Origin of the sequence: Devosia litorisediminis, from assembly GCF_018334155.1 — a bacterium.
Classification (GTDB): domain Bacteria; phylum Pseudomonadota; class Alphaproteobacteria; order Rhizobiales; family Devosiaceae; genus Devosia; species Devosia litorisediminis.
In genome coordinates this window covers 821,366-837,384 of the sequence record NZ_JAGXTP010000001.1, presented here as the reverse complement: position 1 = coordinate 837,384, position 16,019 = coordinate 821,366, and the positions used below count along the sequence as shown (strand labels likewise).

Annotated in this window: 16 protein-coding genes; 6 read left to right on the top strand and 10 right to left on the bottom strand. The window is 60.8% G+C overall.

Annotation, left to right across the window (positions count from 1 at the left end; genetic code table 11):
* Positions 1-23: 23 nt before the first annotated feature.
* From KD146_RS03960 to KD146_RS03950, 3 genes are all read left to right on the top strand, one after another.
* Positions 24-770, top strand: a complete 747-nt coding sequence (locus KD146_RS03960; protein ID WP_212657438.1) for an SDR family oxidoreductase — start codon at positions 24-26, stop codon at positions 768-770.
* A 188-nt stretch (positions 771-958) separates the two neighbouring features.
* On the top strand, positions 959-2,092 hold the full coding sequence (locus KD146_RS03955; protein ID WP_212657437.1) for an NADH:flavin oxidoreductase/NADH oxidase: 1,134 nt from the start codon (positions 959-961) through the stop codon (positions 2,090-2,092).
* 175 nt (positions 2,093-2,267) lie between these two features.
* Entirely contained in the window at positions 2,268-2,705 is a 438-nt protein-coding gene (locus KD146_RS03950; protein ID WP_212657436.1) for a hypothetical protein, read from the top strand.
* A gap of 10 nt (positions 2,706-2,715) precedes the next feature.
* Here KD146_RS03950 and KD146_RS03945 read toward each other — a convergent pair whose 3' ends face one another.
* The 5 genes from KD146_RS03945 to KD146_RS03925 form a co-directional block, all read right to left on the bottom strand.
* Entirely contained in the window at positions 2,716-4,647 is a 1,932-nt protein-coding gene (locus tag KD146_RS03945; protein ID WP_212657435.1) for a potassium transporter Kup, read from the bottom strand.
* Positions 4,648-4,801: 154 nt separating this feature from the next.
* Complete coding sequence (locus KD146_RS03940; protein ID WP_212657434.1) at positions 4,802-5,416, bottom strand: NADPH-dependent FMN reductase; 615 nt, start codon at positions 5,414-5,416, stop codon at positions 4,802-4,804.
* A gap of 256 nt (positions 5,417-5,672) precedes the next feature.
* A complete protein-coding gene (locus KD146_RS03935; protein ID WP_212657433.1) occupies positions 5,673-6,416 on the bottom strand; it encodes a pyridoxine 5'-phosphate synthase in 744 nt (247 codons plus the stop codon).
* A gap of 214 nt (positions 6,417-6,630) precedes the next feature.
* Positions 6,631-7,185, bottom strand: a complete 555-nt coding sequence (ilvN, locus tag KD146_RS03930; RefSeq protein WP_212657432.1) for an acetolactate synthase small subunit — start codon at positions 7,183-7,185, stop codon at positions 6,631-6,633.
* 22 nt (positions 7,186-7,207) lie between these two features.
* A complete protein-coding gene (locus KD146_RS03925; RefSeq protein ID WP_212657431.1) occupies positions 7,208-8,977 on the bottom strand; it encodes an acetolactate synthase 3 large subunit in 1,770 nt (589 codons plus the stop codon).
* Positions 8,978-9,371: 394 nt separating this feature from the next.
* Here KD146_RS03925 and KD146_RS03920 point away from each other — a divergent pair, with 394 nt between their 5' ends.
* On the top strand, positions 9,372-10,871 hold the full coding sequence (locus KD146_RS03920; protein WP_212657430.1) for an inorganic phosphate transporter: 1,500 nt from the start codon (positions 9,372-9,374) through the stop codon (positions 10,869-10,871).
* Between the two features lie 2 nt (positions 10,872-10,873).
* On the opposite strand, the gene KD146_RS03915 is transcribed toward KD146_RS03920, so the two are convergent.
* The 4 genes from KD146_RS03915 to KD146_RS03900 form a co-directional block, all read right to left on the bottom strand.
* Positions 10,874-11,329 carry an NUDIX hydrolase gene (locus KD146_RS03915; protein ID WP_212657429.1) on the bottom strand — a complete coding sequence of 152 codons (456 nt, stop codon included), beginning with the start codon at positions 11,327-11,329 and terminating at the stop codon, positions 10,874-10,876.
* 132 nt (positions 11,330-11,461) lie between these two features.
* Positions 11,462-11,677, bottom strand: coding sequence for a cold-shock protein (locus KD146_RS03910; RefSeq protein WP_212657428.1), 216 nt, complete (start codon positions 11,675-11,677; stop codon positions 11,462-11,464).
* Between the two features lie 294 nt (positions 11,678-11,971).
* A complete protein-coding gene (locus tag KD146_RS03905) occupies positions 11,972-12,244 on the bottom strand; it encodes a YMGG-like glycine zipper-containing protein (protein ID WP_212657427.1) in 273 nt (90 codons plus the stop codon).
* Between the two features lie 63 nt (positions 12,245-12,307).
* Complete coding sequence (locus KD146_RS03900) at positions 12,308-12,685, bottom strand: DUF423 domain-containing protein (RefSeq protein ID WP_212657426.1); 378 nt, start codon at positions 12,683-12,685, stop codon at positions 12,308-12,310.
* Between the two features lie 88 nt (positions 12,686-12,773).
* Here KD146_RS03900 and KD146_RS03895 point away from each other — a divergent pair, with 88 nt between their 5' ends.
* On the top strand, positions 12,774-14,189 hold the full coding sequence (locus tag KD146_RS03895; RefSeq protein ID WP_212657425.1) for an MATE family efflux transporter: 1,416 nt from the start codon (positions 12,774-12,776) through the stop codon (positions 14,187-14,189).
* On the opposite strand, the gene miaA is transcribed toward KD146_RS03895, so the two are convergent.
* Positions 14,186-15,064, bottom strand: a complete 879-nt coding sequence (miaA, locus tag KD146_RS03890; protein WP_212657424.1) for a tRNA (adenosine(37)-N6)-dimethylallyltransferase MiaA — start codon at positions 15,062-15,064, stop codon at positions 14,186-14,188. The genes KD146_RS03895 and miaA overlap by 4 nt on opposite strands.
* Positions 15,065-15,088: 24 nt before the next feature.
* On the opposite strand from miaA, the gene serB reads away from it, so the two are divergent.
* Positions 15,089-15,961, top strand: a complete 873-nt coding sequence (serB, locus tag KD146_RS03885) for a phosphoserine phosphatase SerB (protein ID WP_212657423.1) — start codon at positions 15,089-15,091, stop codon at positions 15,959-15,961.
* The last annotated feature ends 58 nt before the right edge of the window (positions 15,962-16,019 follow it).

The following is a 16,019-nucleotide window of genomic DNA, read 5'->3' as shown; positions in this document are numbered from 1 at the left end:
TCAGACAGTGAAAGGTACTTCCCATGCAGACCGTACTCATTACCGGTTGCTCGTCAGGCTTCGGGCTCGACATCGCCAGATATTTTCTGGAACGCAACTGGAACGTCATCGCCACCATGCGCACGCCTCAGTCAGATCTGCTGCCGGCATCGGATCACCTGCGCATTTTACCGCTTGATGTCACCAGTGATCAAAGCGTGCTCAAGGCACTGAGCGATGCCGGCCCCATCGACCTGCTCGTCAACAATGCGGGCATCGGCTTTCTCAATGCGCTTGAGGGCACCCCGATCGACACCGCGCGCGACATGTTCGAAACCAACACGCTGGGGACCATGCGCGTGACCCAGGCCGTATTACCGCAGTTCAGGGCGCGTCAGGCCGGAATGATCATCAACGTCACCTCCAGCGTCACCCTCAAGCCCTTACCCTTGCTCGCCGCCTACACCGCCAGCAAGGCCGCGGTGAACGCCTTCACCGAATGCTTGGCGCTGGAACTCGAACGGTTCAACATCAAGGTCCGGATCGTGCTGCCCGGTGCAGCCCCGGGCACCAATTTCGGCAAGACCGCGATGGCGCGCATGCAGGAGCAGGGCGGCTTCCCGCAAGCCTATGCCGGCTTTGCGCAAGCAATCATTGCCCAGATGCAGCAATCGGACGCGCCCAGGACGCAATCAGCCGACGTTGCCCAGGCGGTATGGCGTGCGGCTACTGATCCCGACTGCCCGATGCGCCTCGCTGCTGGCGCCGACGCCGTCGCGCTGATGGATTGAACCAGCCGTATGCCGCCTCCTGCCGTCGCCAGTACTGGCGGCGGCAGCTCCTGTCCCCCGCGGGAGCAATACCTTCTGATTTTTACAGTTGTATTGACGATCCGTTCTATCATCGGCACTTGCCGATGGAGGCGCGAATGTCCATCTTGTGGGAGCCATCCTCCCGGCCTCAAGCAATAGAGCCTTTCATGTCAGCACTTTTCTCCCCAGCCACACTGCGCGGCCTCACGCTGCGCAATCGTACCGTCGTCGCCCCCATGTGCCAGTATTCGGCCAAGGACGGCATGGCCAATGACTGGCATTTTGCCCATTTGGGCCGATTTGCCATGGGCGGCTTCGGACTGGTGATTCTCGAAGCTTCGGGCGTCACCGCACAGGGACGTATTTCCTATGGCGATCTGGGCATTTGGAAAGACGAACAGATCGCGCCCCTGGCCCGCATTGTCGACTTCCTGCACAGCCAGGGCGCTGCCGCCGGCATTCAGCTGGCCCATGCAGGGCGCAAGGCCTCCACCCCGATCGCCTGGCGACGCGGCTTTGATGAAACCGAGGCGGAAAAGGCCGAGTTCGGCTTTGAGCACTGGACCCCTGTTGCACCCAGCGCCCTCTCCCACGCCCCCGACAATCCTGAGTTCCAGACACCGACGGCGCTCGATGCCGATGGCATCAAGGAGTTGATCGCCGCCTTCGTCGCTGCTGCCAGGCGCGCCGACGCGGCTGGTTTCGACACCGTCGAAATCCATGCCGCCCATGGCTATCTGCTGGATCAGTTCCTCTCCCCGCTCGCCAATAAGCGTACCGACAACTATGGCGGCAGCCGCGAGAACCGCATGCGCCTGCTGCTGGAGGTCACCGAGGCCGTGCGCGCCATCTGGCCCGCTGAAAAACCCTTGCTGGTCCGCCTGTCAGTCAGCGACTGGCATCCTGATGGCTGGCAGGTCGAGGACAGTATTGTGCTGTCCCGCGAACTCAAGGCACGCGGCGTCGATGCCATCGACTGCTCCAGTGGAGGCTTTGACGGAGCCAAGATCCAGCTCGGCCCGAAATATCAGGTTCCCTTCGCCCAGGCTGTCCGAGATGGCGCCGACATTCCAACCATGGCTGTGGGCCTGCTCGGCGACTTCGACGAGGCCGAAGCCATCATTGCCAACGGCGAGGCTGACTATATCGCACTGGCCCGGGGCGCCCTGGATGACCCCAACTGGCCATTGCATGCCAACCATCATCTGGGTGCTGATGACTATGATCTGTGGCCCAAGCAAGCCAATCGGGTGCGCGACCGCGACCGCTCGCTAGGCCTGCGCAGCTTCGCCAAAGCCTGATCTGATCAGTCCTACCCATGCCCCATCGACCAATCGGCGGGGCATTTTTCCTAACCGCCCCGGCAAAACCGCCAAAGCGTCAAATCGGCAACGCAATCTTGCCGTTTTGCATCGCCACCCTTGTCGGGCACCCAACCAGTCACCAACTGGTTGAGGCATAAAGGGAGAATGCGCAATGGATACCAAGGCCGCAATCATAGCTCTGCTCAGCGTATGGGGCGTTGGCACCTGCGTAACCGTCCCCGCGATCGCGCAGGACGCGCAAGATACCGAGGATGCCGCCGACGACGACGGCGACCGGGGCAATCCTCTGCTCAACAAGGTATGGGTACGCTCGGACGCCGATCCTTCCCTGCCCGGCCCGATGCAGATATTTCTCGCTGATGGCACCTTGGTCAGCGATAGCTGCTGGGAAACCTATCGGCTGTCGACCTGGCAACAGGTCTCGGAAAGCGCCATCAGCTGGAACGAAGACGGCATGACCATCAATGCCGACATCGCCAGCCTGACCGAGTCCGAACTGGTGCTGAGCCTCAAGCTGGGTAACGACGTGACGGAGCAGCGCTTCATCACTGCAGACGTGCCCTATGTCTGCCCCGATATGGAGAAGTAGCCCGCAGGGGCTACAGCACCACCTGGGTACCGATCTCCACCACTCGCCCCGTCGGAATATGGAAATACTCCGTTGCGTCACTGGCATTGCGCGCCAGTCGGGTGAACAGTCGATCCTGCCAGAAGCGCAACGGGTTGCCGGGCTTCGGACCGGGCTTGAGCGAACGCCGTGACAGGAAGAACGATGTCGACATGATGTCGAACTTCCAGCCCAGCTTGCGGCCAAGCGCCAGTGCCGTCGGAATATTCGGCGTTTCCATATAGCCAAACGTCACCACCACGCGGCTGAACAGCTCGTTATAGGCGTCGATGGTGACCTTCTCGTCATCGGCAACGCGCGGCGAAGCGGAGGTGCGTACGGTCAGGATCACGTTCTGCTCATGCAGCACCTTGTAGTGCTTGAGGCTATGCAGCAGCGCCGTTGGTGCCCCTTCGATATCGCTGGTCAGGAACACAGCGGTACCGGGCACCAGAGTTGGCTGTTTCTTGGCGAGGTTTTCCACCAGGAACTCTAGCGGCACCTCATCGCGACGGGTCTTTTCAGCCAGACGATGGCGACCCACCATCCAGCTCCACATCACCAGTGCAACCACGGCTGCCACAGCGGCCGGAACCCAGCCCCCCTGGAACAGCTTGGCCGCATTGGCAGTAAAGAACGCACCATCCACGACGGCAAACACCAGACCAAAGGCGATGACAGCCGCGGGGTGCCACTTCCAGTTGCGCCACATCACCACCACTAGCAGCGCCAGGGTGACCATCATCACCCCCGACACGGCGATGCCATAGGCGTTCGACAGTGCTTCGGAGCTACCAAAGGCGACCACCAGGATCAGCACGCCAATCAGCAGCATGGTGTTGATCTGGGGCATATAGACCTGACCACTCTGGGTCTCGGATGTGTGCAGCACCTGCATGCGGGGCAACATGTTCAGCGCAATAGCCTGCTGCGCCAGGCTGAACGTGCCTGAAATCACCGCCTGGCTGGCAATGATGGTAGCCATCGTCGCCAGACCAACGAAGGGCAGCAATGCCCAGTCCGGCTGCATTTCAAAGAATGGACTCTCCACATTGTGGACGCCCACTTCGAGCACGAATGCCCCCTGCCCGAAATAGTTCAGCAACAGGCATGGGAAGACCAGACCGAACCAGGCCATGACAATCGGCTTGCGACCAAAATGGCCCAGATCAACATAGAGCGCTTCAGCGCCGGTCACCGCCAGGAAAATGGCGCCGAACACCACAAAGGCAATCGCATAGTGGGTGTAGATAAACTCCAGGCCCAGCAGCGGATTGATTGCCCACAGCACAGCCGGATAATCGATGATATGCACCAGGCCCGAAAAGCCCAGCACGAGGAACCAGACCGCCGTGATGGGGCCAAAGATGATCGATACCTTGGCCGTGCCAAATCTTTGCACGAAGAACACCCCCAGAATGATCACCAGCGTGATCGGCACCACCCAGCGCGCCATGCCCGGCTGCACCAGTTGCACGCCCTCGACAGCCGAGAGCACAGAGATGGCGGGCGTAATGATGGCGTCGCCAAAAAACATGGCTGCGCCCAGTACACCCAGCACCGTGATCCAGATTGGCGGATTGGTGAAGGTCTTGCGCGCCAGCGCCATTAGCGAAAGCGTGCCGCCTTCGCCGTTATTGTCAGCGCGCGTCACGAAGAACACGTACTTGACCGCGACCGTCAGGGTCAGAGCCCACACGATCAGAGACAGCAGCCCCAGAATTTCCGTGCTGGTCTCGGCCGCACCCGGCCGCACTGTCATCGCCTGGCGGAATGCATAGATCGGGCTTGTACCAATATCGCCATACACGACACCGATCGCGCCCAGCACGAGCAAGGGTAGGTCTTTGTCGGAATGTGAGTGGCTATTGTGGTCGCTCGCATCGACGCCGACATTGTCGTCGGCCGAATTCGTCTGCGTCATGAACCCTGTGCTCTCTTGATCAAAGGCGGGGCGGCTATACACCCGGCCACAGTCACACACAACACCCTGTCACAACAATGGTTCAAACCAACAAGGGCCGCTCCGTATGGAGCAGCCCTTGCAGGTAAACCAGACTTGGAGGTCCAGGTAAGCTTTATTCGGCGGCCTGCGCGGCAGCGGCGTCGGCTTCGCGAGCCGACTTGGTCGCATTGCCCCACCAAACGATCTGCTTGAGCATGTCGGCGGCAGCGCCACCGATCGAGCCCTCGATCTCGGAGATTTCCTTGTTCTGCTGGCCCAATGGGTGCACCGCAAAGAAGTCCGAACCACCGATATGAACGGCCGAACGGGTCGACACCATCTGCAACTCCACGCCAATACCGCGCAGGTGTTCAGCAGCACGAGTGCCACCGACCGAACCATAGGCAACCATGCCAAATGGCTTGTTGTTCCACTCGACATAAGCCTGATCGAGCGCATTCTTCAGAGCGCCGGTGATCGAGCGGTTATATTCAGCGACGACGAAGATATAGCCGTCAAATTCACCAATCTTGTTCTGCCAGGCAACGGCCTTCGGGTCGCTCGAAGGCATCCACAAATTGGAAGCCATTTCGTTGAAGAACGGCAGGTCAAAGGACTTCAGGTCGACCAGTTCGGCAGTGATGCCGTCAAATGCGTTGGCCTTGTCGAGGATCCACTGCGCTGGCTTTTCGCCAAACCGGCTATCGCGGGTGGAGGAAATGATAACGGCAATCTTGAGATCGGACATGGCGTCCTCCTTGGTAACAAATCGTAACTGAGGCGATATATGTGCCTATTACGATGACTCACAAGGAGGTACGGCACTGTCGCTCAGGGACAGCGAACTGCCCAGGGCACACACATGTAAGTATAAGAAAACATGGGTTTATTGCCCAGTGAGCCGCTGGAACGACCGGTCAGCGTGGCAATAGCGAGACTCTGGCGACGCACTGTTCGCCAAAGACCCTACAATCCTGTGCGCATCAGCCAGCAAAACCGCCGACTCAGTCGTCCAGTACGGCACAATAGGCTTTGACCGCAGGACCAAAGCCCATCAGCAAGGCATCGGCCGTCAGCCCATGCCCGATCGAAACTTCGTCCACACCATGCACCGCGGCCTGAAATGCCGGGAGGTTGTCCAGTGTCAGATCGTGGCCTGCATTGACGCCCATTCCTGCTGCATGGGCGGCCCGCGCCGTCTCCGAGAGTGCGGCCAGTTCGTACTCGGCCTTGTCAGGGTCAGCGTAACAGCCGCCATACGGGCCGGTGTAGAGCTCGATCCGATCAGCACCCGTGGCCTTGGCCGCTGTCACCCCGTCAATCCCCGCTTCGGGATCACAAAACAGCGAAACCCGCCGCCCCGGCGCCTTGATCTGCTGCACCATCGAGGTCAGGTAATTGCCCTTGCCATGAAAGTCCCAGCCATGATCCGAGGTCGCCTGCTCTGGACTGTCGGGCACCAGCGTGACCTGCTGCGGGTTGACCTGCTGGATCAGTGCGATGAAATCGGGGCTGGGATAGCCCTCGATGTTGAACTCGGCCTCGGGGTATTCCGCGCGCAACATGTCGGCCAGTTCGAACACATCGGTGCGCCGGATATGGCGCTCATCAGGGCGTGGATGAATGGTGATGCCGCTGGCACCCGCATCAAGCACCACGCGCGCAATCCCGACCACACTGGGCCAGGGCAGATCGCGACGATTGCGCAATTGCGCGACAGCGTTGAGATTGACGGAAAGCAGGGTCATGAGCGCACCAGAACTGAAGTCGGTGAATCACTACACCATTGGCGCCGACGCGCCCAACCGGCATTTGTGATGAGACCCATCAGGCATTCATATGGCGCCACCCTGCCCTACCGAAGATGTCAGGGCGTCGCGACAAGCACCGCACCACCGCTCGGCACAGCAACAGCGCAGGCAGATTTCGCCGCCTCGCGCTGAGTTTGAATCCGGCGCAGTCTTACATGCTCTGCGGCCCGCGCGAGATTGCAGCCAGGCCGGTGCGGACGACTTCGACCAGCCCCAGAGGCTGCATCAGTGCGATGAAGCTGTCGATCTTGGCCGGCTTGCCCGTCACTTCGAACACAAAGCTCTCCACCGAGGCATCAACGATCTGCGCGCGGAAGGCATCGGCCAGCCGCAACGTCTCGGCGCGGTGATCGCCCGAACCGGCAACCTTGATCAGCGCCAGCTCACGCTCCAGCGATGCGCCTTCAGCCGTCAGATCGTGCACCTTGTGGACCGGCACCAACCGCTCAAGCTGCAGCTTGATCTGGATCAGCGTCTTGGGCGTGGCGATGACAACAACGGTGATGCGACTAAGTCGCCGGCCGTGTTCGGTCTCACTGACGGTCAGGCTTTCGATATTGTAGCCACGCGCCGAAAACAGACCGACGACCCGGGCGAGAATACCCGGCTCATTGTCGACCAGCACGGAGAGCGTGTGGCGTTCGATTTCCTGGGTTTCGCTGGTCAGGAAATAGGCGGAGCCGGTGGGCTGCAAATGTGCGTTCATGATTGTTCTCCTCTGCAGCGCCCTAGACGAGCTGCCGTCCCTTCTCGTCGATGATGGACCCAATGTTGGCCGTATCGGGCAGGATGATCTCATTATGCGGCTTGCCCGAAGGGATCATGGGCAGGCAGTTCTCGTCCTTCTCCACGATCACGTCAAACAGCACCGGGCCGTCATAGTCGAACATTTCGGCAATCGCGGCGTCGAGCTCGGCAGGGTTCTCGCAGCGAATGCCCTTGCCGCCATAGGCCTCGGCAAGCTTGACGAAATCGGGCAGCGATTCCGAATAGGAGTGCGCATAGCGCGAACCATGCAGCAGGTCCTGCCACTGGCGAACCATGCCCATGCGCTCATTGTTGAGGATGAAGATCTTGATCGGCAGGCGATACTGCACCGCCGTCGAAATCTCCTGCATGGTCATCTGCACGCTGGCTTCGCCGGCAATGTCGATTACCAGTGCATCAGGATGCGCCACCTGCACGCCGACCGCGGCTGGCAGGCCATAGCCCATCGTGCCCAGACCACCTGAGGTCATCCAGTGGTTCGGCTTGTCGAAGTGGAAGTGCTGCGCTGCCCACATCTGGTGCTGCCCCACCTCGGTGGTGATGAACACCTCCTTGCCCTGCTTCTTGCTGGCCTCATAAAGGCGCTCAATGGCGTATTGCGGCTTGATCACCGTGTCGGAGTTCTTGTAGCCCAGCGAATTGACCGCACGCCACGCTTCGATCTGCTTCCACCATGGGGCAATCGCCTCGGTACGCGGCTGATTGGTCTTGCTGCGCCACACCCGCACCATCTCGGACAGAACGCGTTCGCAATCGCCGATGATCGGCACATCGACGCGCACCACCTTGTTGATTGATGAGGGGTCGATATCGACATGGATCTTGGCGCTATTGGGCGAGAACGCGTCAATGCGGCCGGTGATGCGGTCGTCAAACCGCGCGCCGATATTGATCATGACGTCGCAATCATGCATCGCCAGATTGGCCTCGTAGCTGCCGTGCATGCCCAGCATGCCCATCCATTGCGGATTGGAGGCAGGAAAGGCGCCCAGACCCATCAACGTCGAGGTCACCGGGAAGCCGGTCAACTCGGCCAGCTCGCGCAGATGCGCGGAGGCCTCTGGACCAGCATTGATCACGCCACCGCCAGTATAAAAGATCGGGCGTTCGGCCTTGAGCATCAGGTCCACAGCGGCTTCGATTGCGGCCGCGTCGCCATCCACCTGCGGGCGGTAGCTCTGATGGCGCAGTGTCTCGAGATCGGGCTTGTAGTAGTCGCCCATGGCAAACTGCACATCCTTGGGGATGTCGATCACCACCGGGCCAGGCCGGCCGGTCGAGGCGATCAGGAAAGCCTCGTGCATGATGCGCGGCAGGTCTTCGATGCGTTTGACCAGATAATTATACTTGGTGCAGCTGCGGGTGATGCCGACCGTGTCGCACTCCTGAAAGGCGTCGGTGCCGATCAGCGTGGTGGGCACCTGCGCCGTGATGCAGACCATGGGAATGGAATCCATCAGCGCATCGGTCAGCCCGGTCACCGCATTGGTTGCGCCGGGACCCGAGGTCACCAGCACGACGCCGGGCTTGCCGGTGGAACGCGCATAGCCTTCAGCCATGTGGGTAGCACCCTGCTCATGGCGCACCAGGATGTGCTGGATAGTGTCCTGCTGGAACATGGCATCATAGATCGGCAAAGCAGCGCCGCCCGGATAACCGAAGATATGTTCGACCCCCTGATCGCACAGCGCCTGGATTACCATTTCCGCGCCGGTCATTCTTTCGGCCATAATTCTTGTTCCTTCCTTCAGTCCATTGTCCTGACCCAGTCTCGTAGTTGGCGAAAACCGGGCAATAAAAAAGGCCCCGTTCGGGACCTGTTTTCGGCGCACCAGCTATCGCGCGGGATCTTATCCCACGTTGCCGATGCGCCTGCGTACTACGAGAATGAGTGCCCGCACGGGACCTCTCCATATAAAATTATGGTCGCATTGATAGGAGCATTGCCGCAAAGCTGTCAAGACCTCGAGGGTTCAGAGCGTCCAGCAGTGCGATTTTCTGTGACCGCGGCAGATATCGCGACCACCGGCGCAATCAACTGGGGTAGCGTGCAACAAGAGGGGTAGCCATTTGCGCTGACAATGGTATTGCCCACCAAACGCTTCATGTGACGGATATGTGACAATGGCAAAGCCCGCGCTGGACAAGGACCTCAAGCGGGTCTCCGGCCTCGAAGTCGCCACCCACGACCTTGCCCGCTCTTTGGCCGGTCCGGGCATCGCTCTGGTATTTCTGCTGGCGGCTGCCGTCTGGGCCAGCTTTGTGGTTGCCGACGGTCCCACCAGCTATCTGGTGGTCATCGCCGCGGTGATCGCCGGCTACATGGCGCTCAATGTCGGTGCCAATGACGTCGCCAACAATATGGGCCCCGCCGTTGGCTCCAAGGCGCTGACCATGCTGGGCGCCCTGATTATCGCCGGCACTTTCGAAGCCGCCGGCGCCCTGCTTGCTGGTGGCGACGTGGTCAACACCGTGGCCCGCGACCTGCTGATCGGCGAACAGCTCGACGGCGACACCTTCGTTCTGGTGATGATGGCGGCCCTGCTCGCCTCCGCTCTCTGGGTCAATCTGGCCACTATTATCGGCGCGCCCGTTTCCACCACTCATGCGGTAGTCGGCGGTGTGGTCGGCGCCGGCGTGGCATCGGCAGGCTTCGGTTTCATCGCCTGGCCCATCATTGGTACCATCGCGGCCAGCTGGGTGATCTCCCCCATGCTGGGCGGCATCTTCGCGGCCATCCTGCTGACCATTATCCGCGTCACCATCACCAATCGCATCGACATGATTTCGGCGGCGCGCGTCTGGGTGCCTATTCTTGTGGCCCTGATGACGGGTATCTTTGCCATGTATCTGGCCACCAAGGGTCTCAAGCGCATCTGGAAGCCCGACCTGCCACTGGTCATGTTGTTGGGTCTGTCCTTTGCGGCTTTGGGCTGGATCATCGCCATGCCGATGGTGCGCCGCCAGTCGCTGACCATCGAGAACCGCAAGAAGCACATCGCCAAGCTGTTCCGCGTACCTTTGATCGTGGCGGCTGCACTGCTCTCCTTTGCTCACGGCGCCAATGACGTCGCCAACGCAGTGGGGCCCTTCGCTGCCATCGTCACCACGATCCAGACCGGGCACATGGAGTCCGCCGGTCTGGCCCTGCCGCTATGGGTGCTGTTTATCGGCGCGGTGGGCATTGCGCTGGGGTTGGCCCTGTTCGGACCACGCCTTATCCGCAAGGTTGGCGAACAGATCACCAAGCTCAACGAGATCCGCGCTTATTGCGTGGCACTGTCAGCCGCCTGCACCGTGCTGGCTGCGTCGGCCCTGGGTCTACCGGTGTCGTCCACCCATATCGCCGTGGGCGCCATCTTCGGCGTCGGCTTCCTGCGCGAATACATCGCCCAGCGCGAAATGAAGGGCAATGCCGTCCCCGCTCAGGCTCGTTTCGTCGACCCAGCCATGCTCAATGCCACGCCCGAAGATGCGCTGGCCAAGGAGCGTCAGCAGGCCCGGCGGCGTCTGGTTCGACGCCAGCATGTGCTGAGCATCGCGGCAGCCTGGGTGATTACGGTTCCGGCGTCAGCCGTGCTGGCCGCGCTGGTATTTCTCGGCCTTAATCTGGTGATCGGCTAGGCTCAGCCCACCCGTTTGGCGAGCGACTTGGCGATGCGGCGCAGGGCCGGATCAACCAGCAGGCGCTGAGCCTCGGACATCACGGCCCAGTGCCGAAGCCGCTGATCCTGTTCTTTCCAGGTATCAAGCTGGGTCTCGACCAGCATGGGATAGATCTCGACATCCACCAGAGCCGATCCGTCGATATCCGATCCGGTGCGATAGCTACCGATCGGGGTATCCTCGATCTTGCCGACAACCCCAGCTTCTTCGAGTGCTTCCATGGCCGCACTTTCGCTGGGCGACATATTGGGTTCGATCGCCCCCTTTGGAAATATCCAGCGCCCATTACGGCGCGAGGTGATCAGCAAAACGCTCAGCCGTCCATCGATCAGGGCATAGGGCAAGGCGCCCGCCTGACGGTACTCGGCCGGCGTTTCAACCTTGGGGCTCCAATTGCGCAGGAAATTCTTGAACATCGACGTCCTTTTGGCTGAGCAGCCTTTTCCTGTCACATAACACATCGCTATCGCAGGCCAAGCTTTCTGCCACCAGGCGCCCACAAAAAAGGGCCCCGTGAAGGGCCCTTCCATAAATCACTGCAGCCGAAATTAGCTGAGCAGGGTCAGGTTAGTTGCCGACTCTTTGCCGTCACGGCCGGTCTCAAGCTCATAGGTGACCTTGTCACCTTCATACAGGCCCTGCAGGCCCGAACGCTGGACAGCCGAAATGTGGACAAATGCGTCTTTTTCGCCATTTTCAGGCGAAATGAAGCCGAAGCCCTTGGTTGTGTTGAAGAATTTTACGGTACCGGTGATGGCAGCCATGGAACTTAGTCCTTACAAGTGGTCGCCGCTGTGGGGCGGCTAAGGGTTGAAAACGGACCCAAAGTCAGGCCCGGCCTAACGATTCACAGATCAGGAGATAGCCAAGTTCCCGGCCGAAACCGGTCGATCAGATAGCGCGAGACAGTGTCGTAGACCCAAAATATGGCGGCTATCTGCAATAAATTCAAGGCGTTTCACTCTGATCAAAAAACACCCGGCCCCGGATTTACTCCAAGACCGGGTGCAAAGCGCCAGTGTGGCGCTCAGCAGCATGGGGCGATGCTGCCGTTAGATTTAGCCCTTGGGGCAGACGTCATAGTAGCGTGTACCATTGGCGCGTTCGTACACGCACTGGTTGTCGTAGCCCTGACGCTTGCCGAGCAGATTGCCTGCTGCAGCGCCGACCACGCCACCGATACCGGCACCAACGGCCGTACCAACAACATTGCCTGTCGTAACAGCACCCACAACGGCACCAGCACCGGCGCCGACAGCGGCACCCTGCTGCGTCGTCGTGCAAGCTGCGAGAGAAAGAACGGTAGCGGCTAGGATCAGAATTTTATGCATGGAACCCTCCAGAAGATCTCGAAGTCCATAATGCGCCGGTCAGCGGATGGTTCCAGTCCGATTTTATTTAGATGCCAACCGGATGCGCTGTGCACCGGCAAGGCTGATGCATATCCAGCCCAGGATCATTGCCATACCGCCCAAGGGCGCTGCGCCGGGGAACACGCCATGCCCAATCCATTCGCGCACGCCCAGATCCGCGGCAAACACCAGTGTACCGCCCGCCAGCAACCAGCCGGCACTCTGCAGAACACGACCCTGCCCCAGCAGACCTAGAGCCAAAAGCGCCGGACCATGCGACAGGCAGATCGCGGCGATAGCCGCCAGATTGCGCGACTCCCCGGCATGGGAGGCAGCAGCGGCCGCCATCACGCCACTTATCCCGATCAGTCCTGCCGCAATCAGCAACACACGCACACCAGTCTCGTTCTTCGCATCCATCGTTCGGCTCCCGTCTGGCGGTGGGCCCGCCTCTTCCGCCCACCCCGGCTTTGAGCTAGAGCAGGCATTGCGAGTAGGACATTTCTTTATGATTGAGCAAGTTACGGTTACGCCGATTGCACCACCCCCAGCCGTGCCACGGGCCTCGACCTGGGCGGCGGAACTGCGCGCAACCTTCACACTTGCCTGGCCACTGGTCATTGCCCAACTGGCCCAGAACGCCTTGACCACAACCGATGTCATCATGACCGGCTGGCTTGGCCCTGAATTCCTCGCCGCCGGCACGCTAGCCAGCACCTTCCTGATGCCCTTCCTTGTGGGGGGGATGGGCATTGTCGGCGCCGTTGCGCCGCTGGTCGCTCAGGCGCGTGGCGCGCGCGACATCAAGGCAGTTCGCCGTGTCGTGCGGCAGGGCATGTGGGCGTCCATCGTGATCGCCGCCCTGCTCGTGCCCATTCTCTGGCAGATCAAACCCATCTTTGCAGCATTGGGCCAGAACCCTGACACCACCCTGATGGCCGAACAATACATCCAGATCGGCGTGTGGATGCTGTTCCCGGCGCTGGCAATTATTGCACTGCGCTCGCTGCTTTCGGCCTTTGATTCCACACGCATCATCCTGTTGATCACCATCGGTGGCGTGCTGTTCAATGCCCTCGTCAATTATGCCCTGATCTTTGGCAATTTCGGCTTCCCGCGCCTCGAATTGCGGGGCTCTGCAGTGGCGACGGTTCTGACCAATCTGCTGATGTTTGGCCTGATGCTGACCTATGTGCTGCGCCATCGCCGTTTCAAGCGCTTCAACATCATGATCCGTTTCTGGAAGCCAGACTGGCCGCGCTTCCGCGAAATCTTCCGCATCGGCACCCCGATTGGTCTGACCGTATTGTCCGAAGTGGGCCTGTTCACCGCCGCCGCATTGCTGATGGGCCTGCTGGGAACCGATGAGATTGCCGCGCACGCCGTTGCGCTGCAATGCGCTTCCATGGCCTTCATGGTACCACTGGGGCTTGGCACTGCGGCTACAGTGCGGGTCGGCGTCGCCTATGGCCGCAAGGACGCCGAAGGCGTACGCAAGGCCGGCTGGACCGCCTTTGCGTTGGGGACAGGTTTCATGACTCTGACCTGCATCCTGTTTTTGACGGCAGGGCCGCTGATCGTGTCGTGGTTCCTTGATCCACGCTCGCCCGCCAACGCCAATGCGCTGGGGCTTGCCGCCACCTTTCTAGTGGTTGCCGGCTTCTTCCAGATCGTCGATGGCGCCCAGGTTGTTGCCGCCCATGCCCTGCGCGGGCTCAGCGATACCAAGGTGCCCATGATCATGGCCATTATCGGCTACTGGTTCATTGGCCTGCCCATCGCCTATGTGCTCGGGCTTGTGCTTGATTGGCGTGGCGTCGGCATCTGGCTGGGACTGGCTGCAGGACTGGGCATTGTTGCCGTGGTGCTGGTCGCCCGCTTCGCCATGCGTAAGCGGCTCGGTCTGATGGCCGGGCTGGGCTAGACCAGCGCCCGGCGGGGCCAGTCGCCGAACCGGTTACGGAACCAGGTCCGCTGACGCTTGGCATATTGGTGCGTTGCAATCGTCGCCAGCGTAATGGCGTCATCGGGTTCGCTGGCGCCGTCGAGCCAATCGCCGATCTCGCGCACGCCAATGGCCTTCATCACCGGCAGACCGGGGTCCAGATCAAGCGCCCGCAAGGCCTTGACCTCTTCTACGGCACCGCCGTTGAACATGGCAGCAAAGCGCCTGGCAATCCGCTGACGCAGCACATCGCGGTCGGGATCAAGCACCATGCGCTCGATATCGAACCCCTCCAGCACCCCCATCTGCTTGTCGTCCTGAAAACTCGACAATGTCCGGCCAGTGGCCCGTTTGACGGCCAGCGCACGGATCAGTCGCTGCGGATCAGCCACCTTGAGCCGTGCGGCCGCCTCGGGATCTTCCTGCCGCAACAAGGCGAGCCGCTGTGTACCGTCCAGCGCAGTCACCTCGTCCTGCACCTGCGCGGTAATCTCCGGCGCAACCTCGGGAATGTCCGCAAAACCATTGAGCAAGGCATCGAAATACAGCCCCGTGCCACCGACAAAAATCAGCGGGGCCTCGCCACTGTCGGCGATCACCGCACCCACCGCTGTCAGCCACTGGCCGGTCGAGAACCGCGTTGCCGCAGGTACCACGCCATAGAGCCGATGGTCGGCCTGCGCCTCATCATCGACGCTCGGCCGCGCCGTCACCACGCGCAGCGTGTCATAAACCTGCATGGAATCCGCATTGACGATCACCCCGCCCTGCGCCTGCGCCATGGCAAGCGCCAGCGCCGACTTGCCGCTGGCAGTCGGACCCGCTATCAGAACGGCGCGTCTGCGGCCCGTCACGCATTTCCTCCCAGAGTAAATTTCATGCCAGTATTATGCCTCATCGCCAATCCAACCGATTCAGAACTAGACCCGGCTCTGGCCGCCGCAGTGGTGCAGGAAATCGGCGGTGAACTCAACTGGCTCGACCACGCCATTGCCTGCGAAATCATCGACCCCAAGTCGCCTGACGCCCTGACCCTGGCCCGTCAGGTCATTGGTGACGCCAAGGTGGACGCCAATCTGGTGCCCAGCCAGGGGCGCCGCAAGCCGTTGCTCATCGCTGACATGGACTCCACCATGATCAACGAGGAATGCATCGATGAGCTGGCCGCCGCACTCGGGCTCAAGGAACAGGTCGCCGAAATCACCGATCGCGCCATGCGCGGCGAACTCGATTTCGCCGCCGCCCTGGACACCCGCGTGGCTCTGCTCAAGGGGCTCGAGCGCAAGGTGATCGAGGAAGTGCGCCGCGAACAGATCACTCTGGCCCCTGGCGGCCGTGCCCTGATCCAGACCATGAAGGCCTATGGTGCCTATACCGCTCTAGTGTCCGGAGGCTTCACTTTCTTTGCCGACTTCTTCGCCAAGCGTATCGGCTTTGATGAGGCCGTGGCCAACGTGCTCGAATTTGACGGCGACCGGCTGACCGGCACCGTCACCAAACCCATTGTCGATAAATCCACCAAGCGCGAACGTCTGATCGCCCTGTCCCAGGAGCGCAATGTGCCGCTCGACCGCACTATCGCTGTCGGTGATGGCGCCAACGATCTGGACATGATCAGGATCGCCGGCTTTGGCGTGGCCCTGCATGCCAAGCCCGCGGTTGCCGCTGAGGCAGGCATCCGCATTGATCACGGCGATCTGACCGCCCTGCTCTATTTGCAGGGCTATACCGACGAGGACATCGTCCGCTAGCAAAGGCTAGGGAAGCCCAAACAAAAACCCGGCACAGTCACCTGCGCCGGGTTTTTCT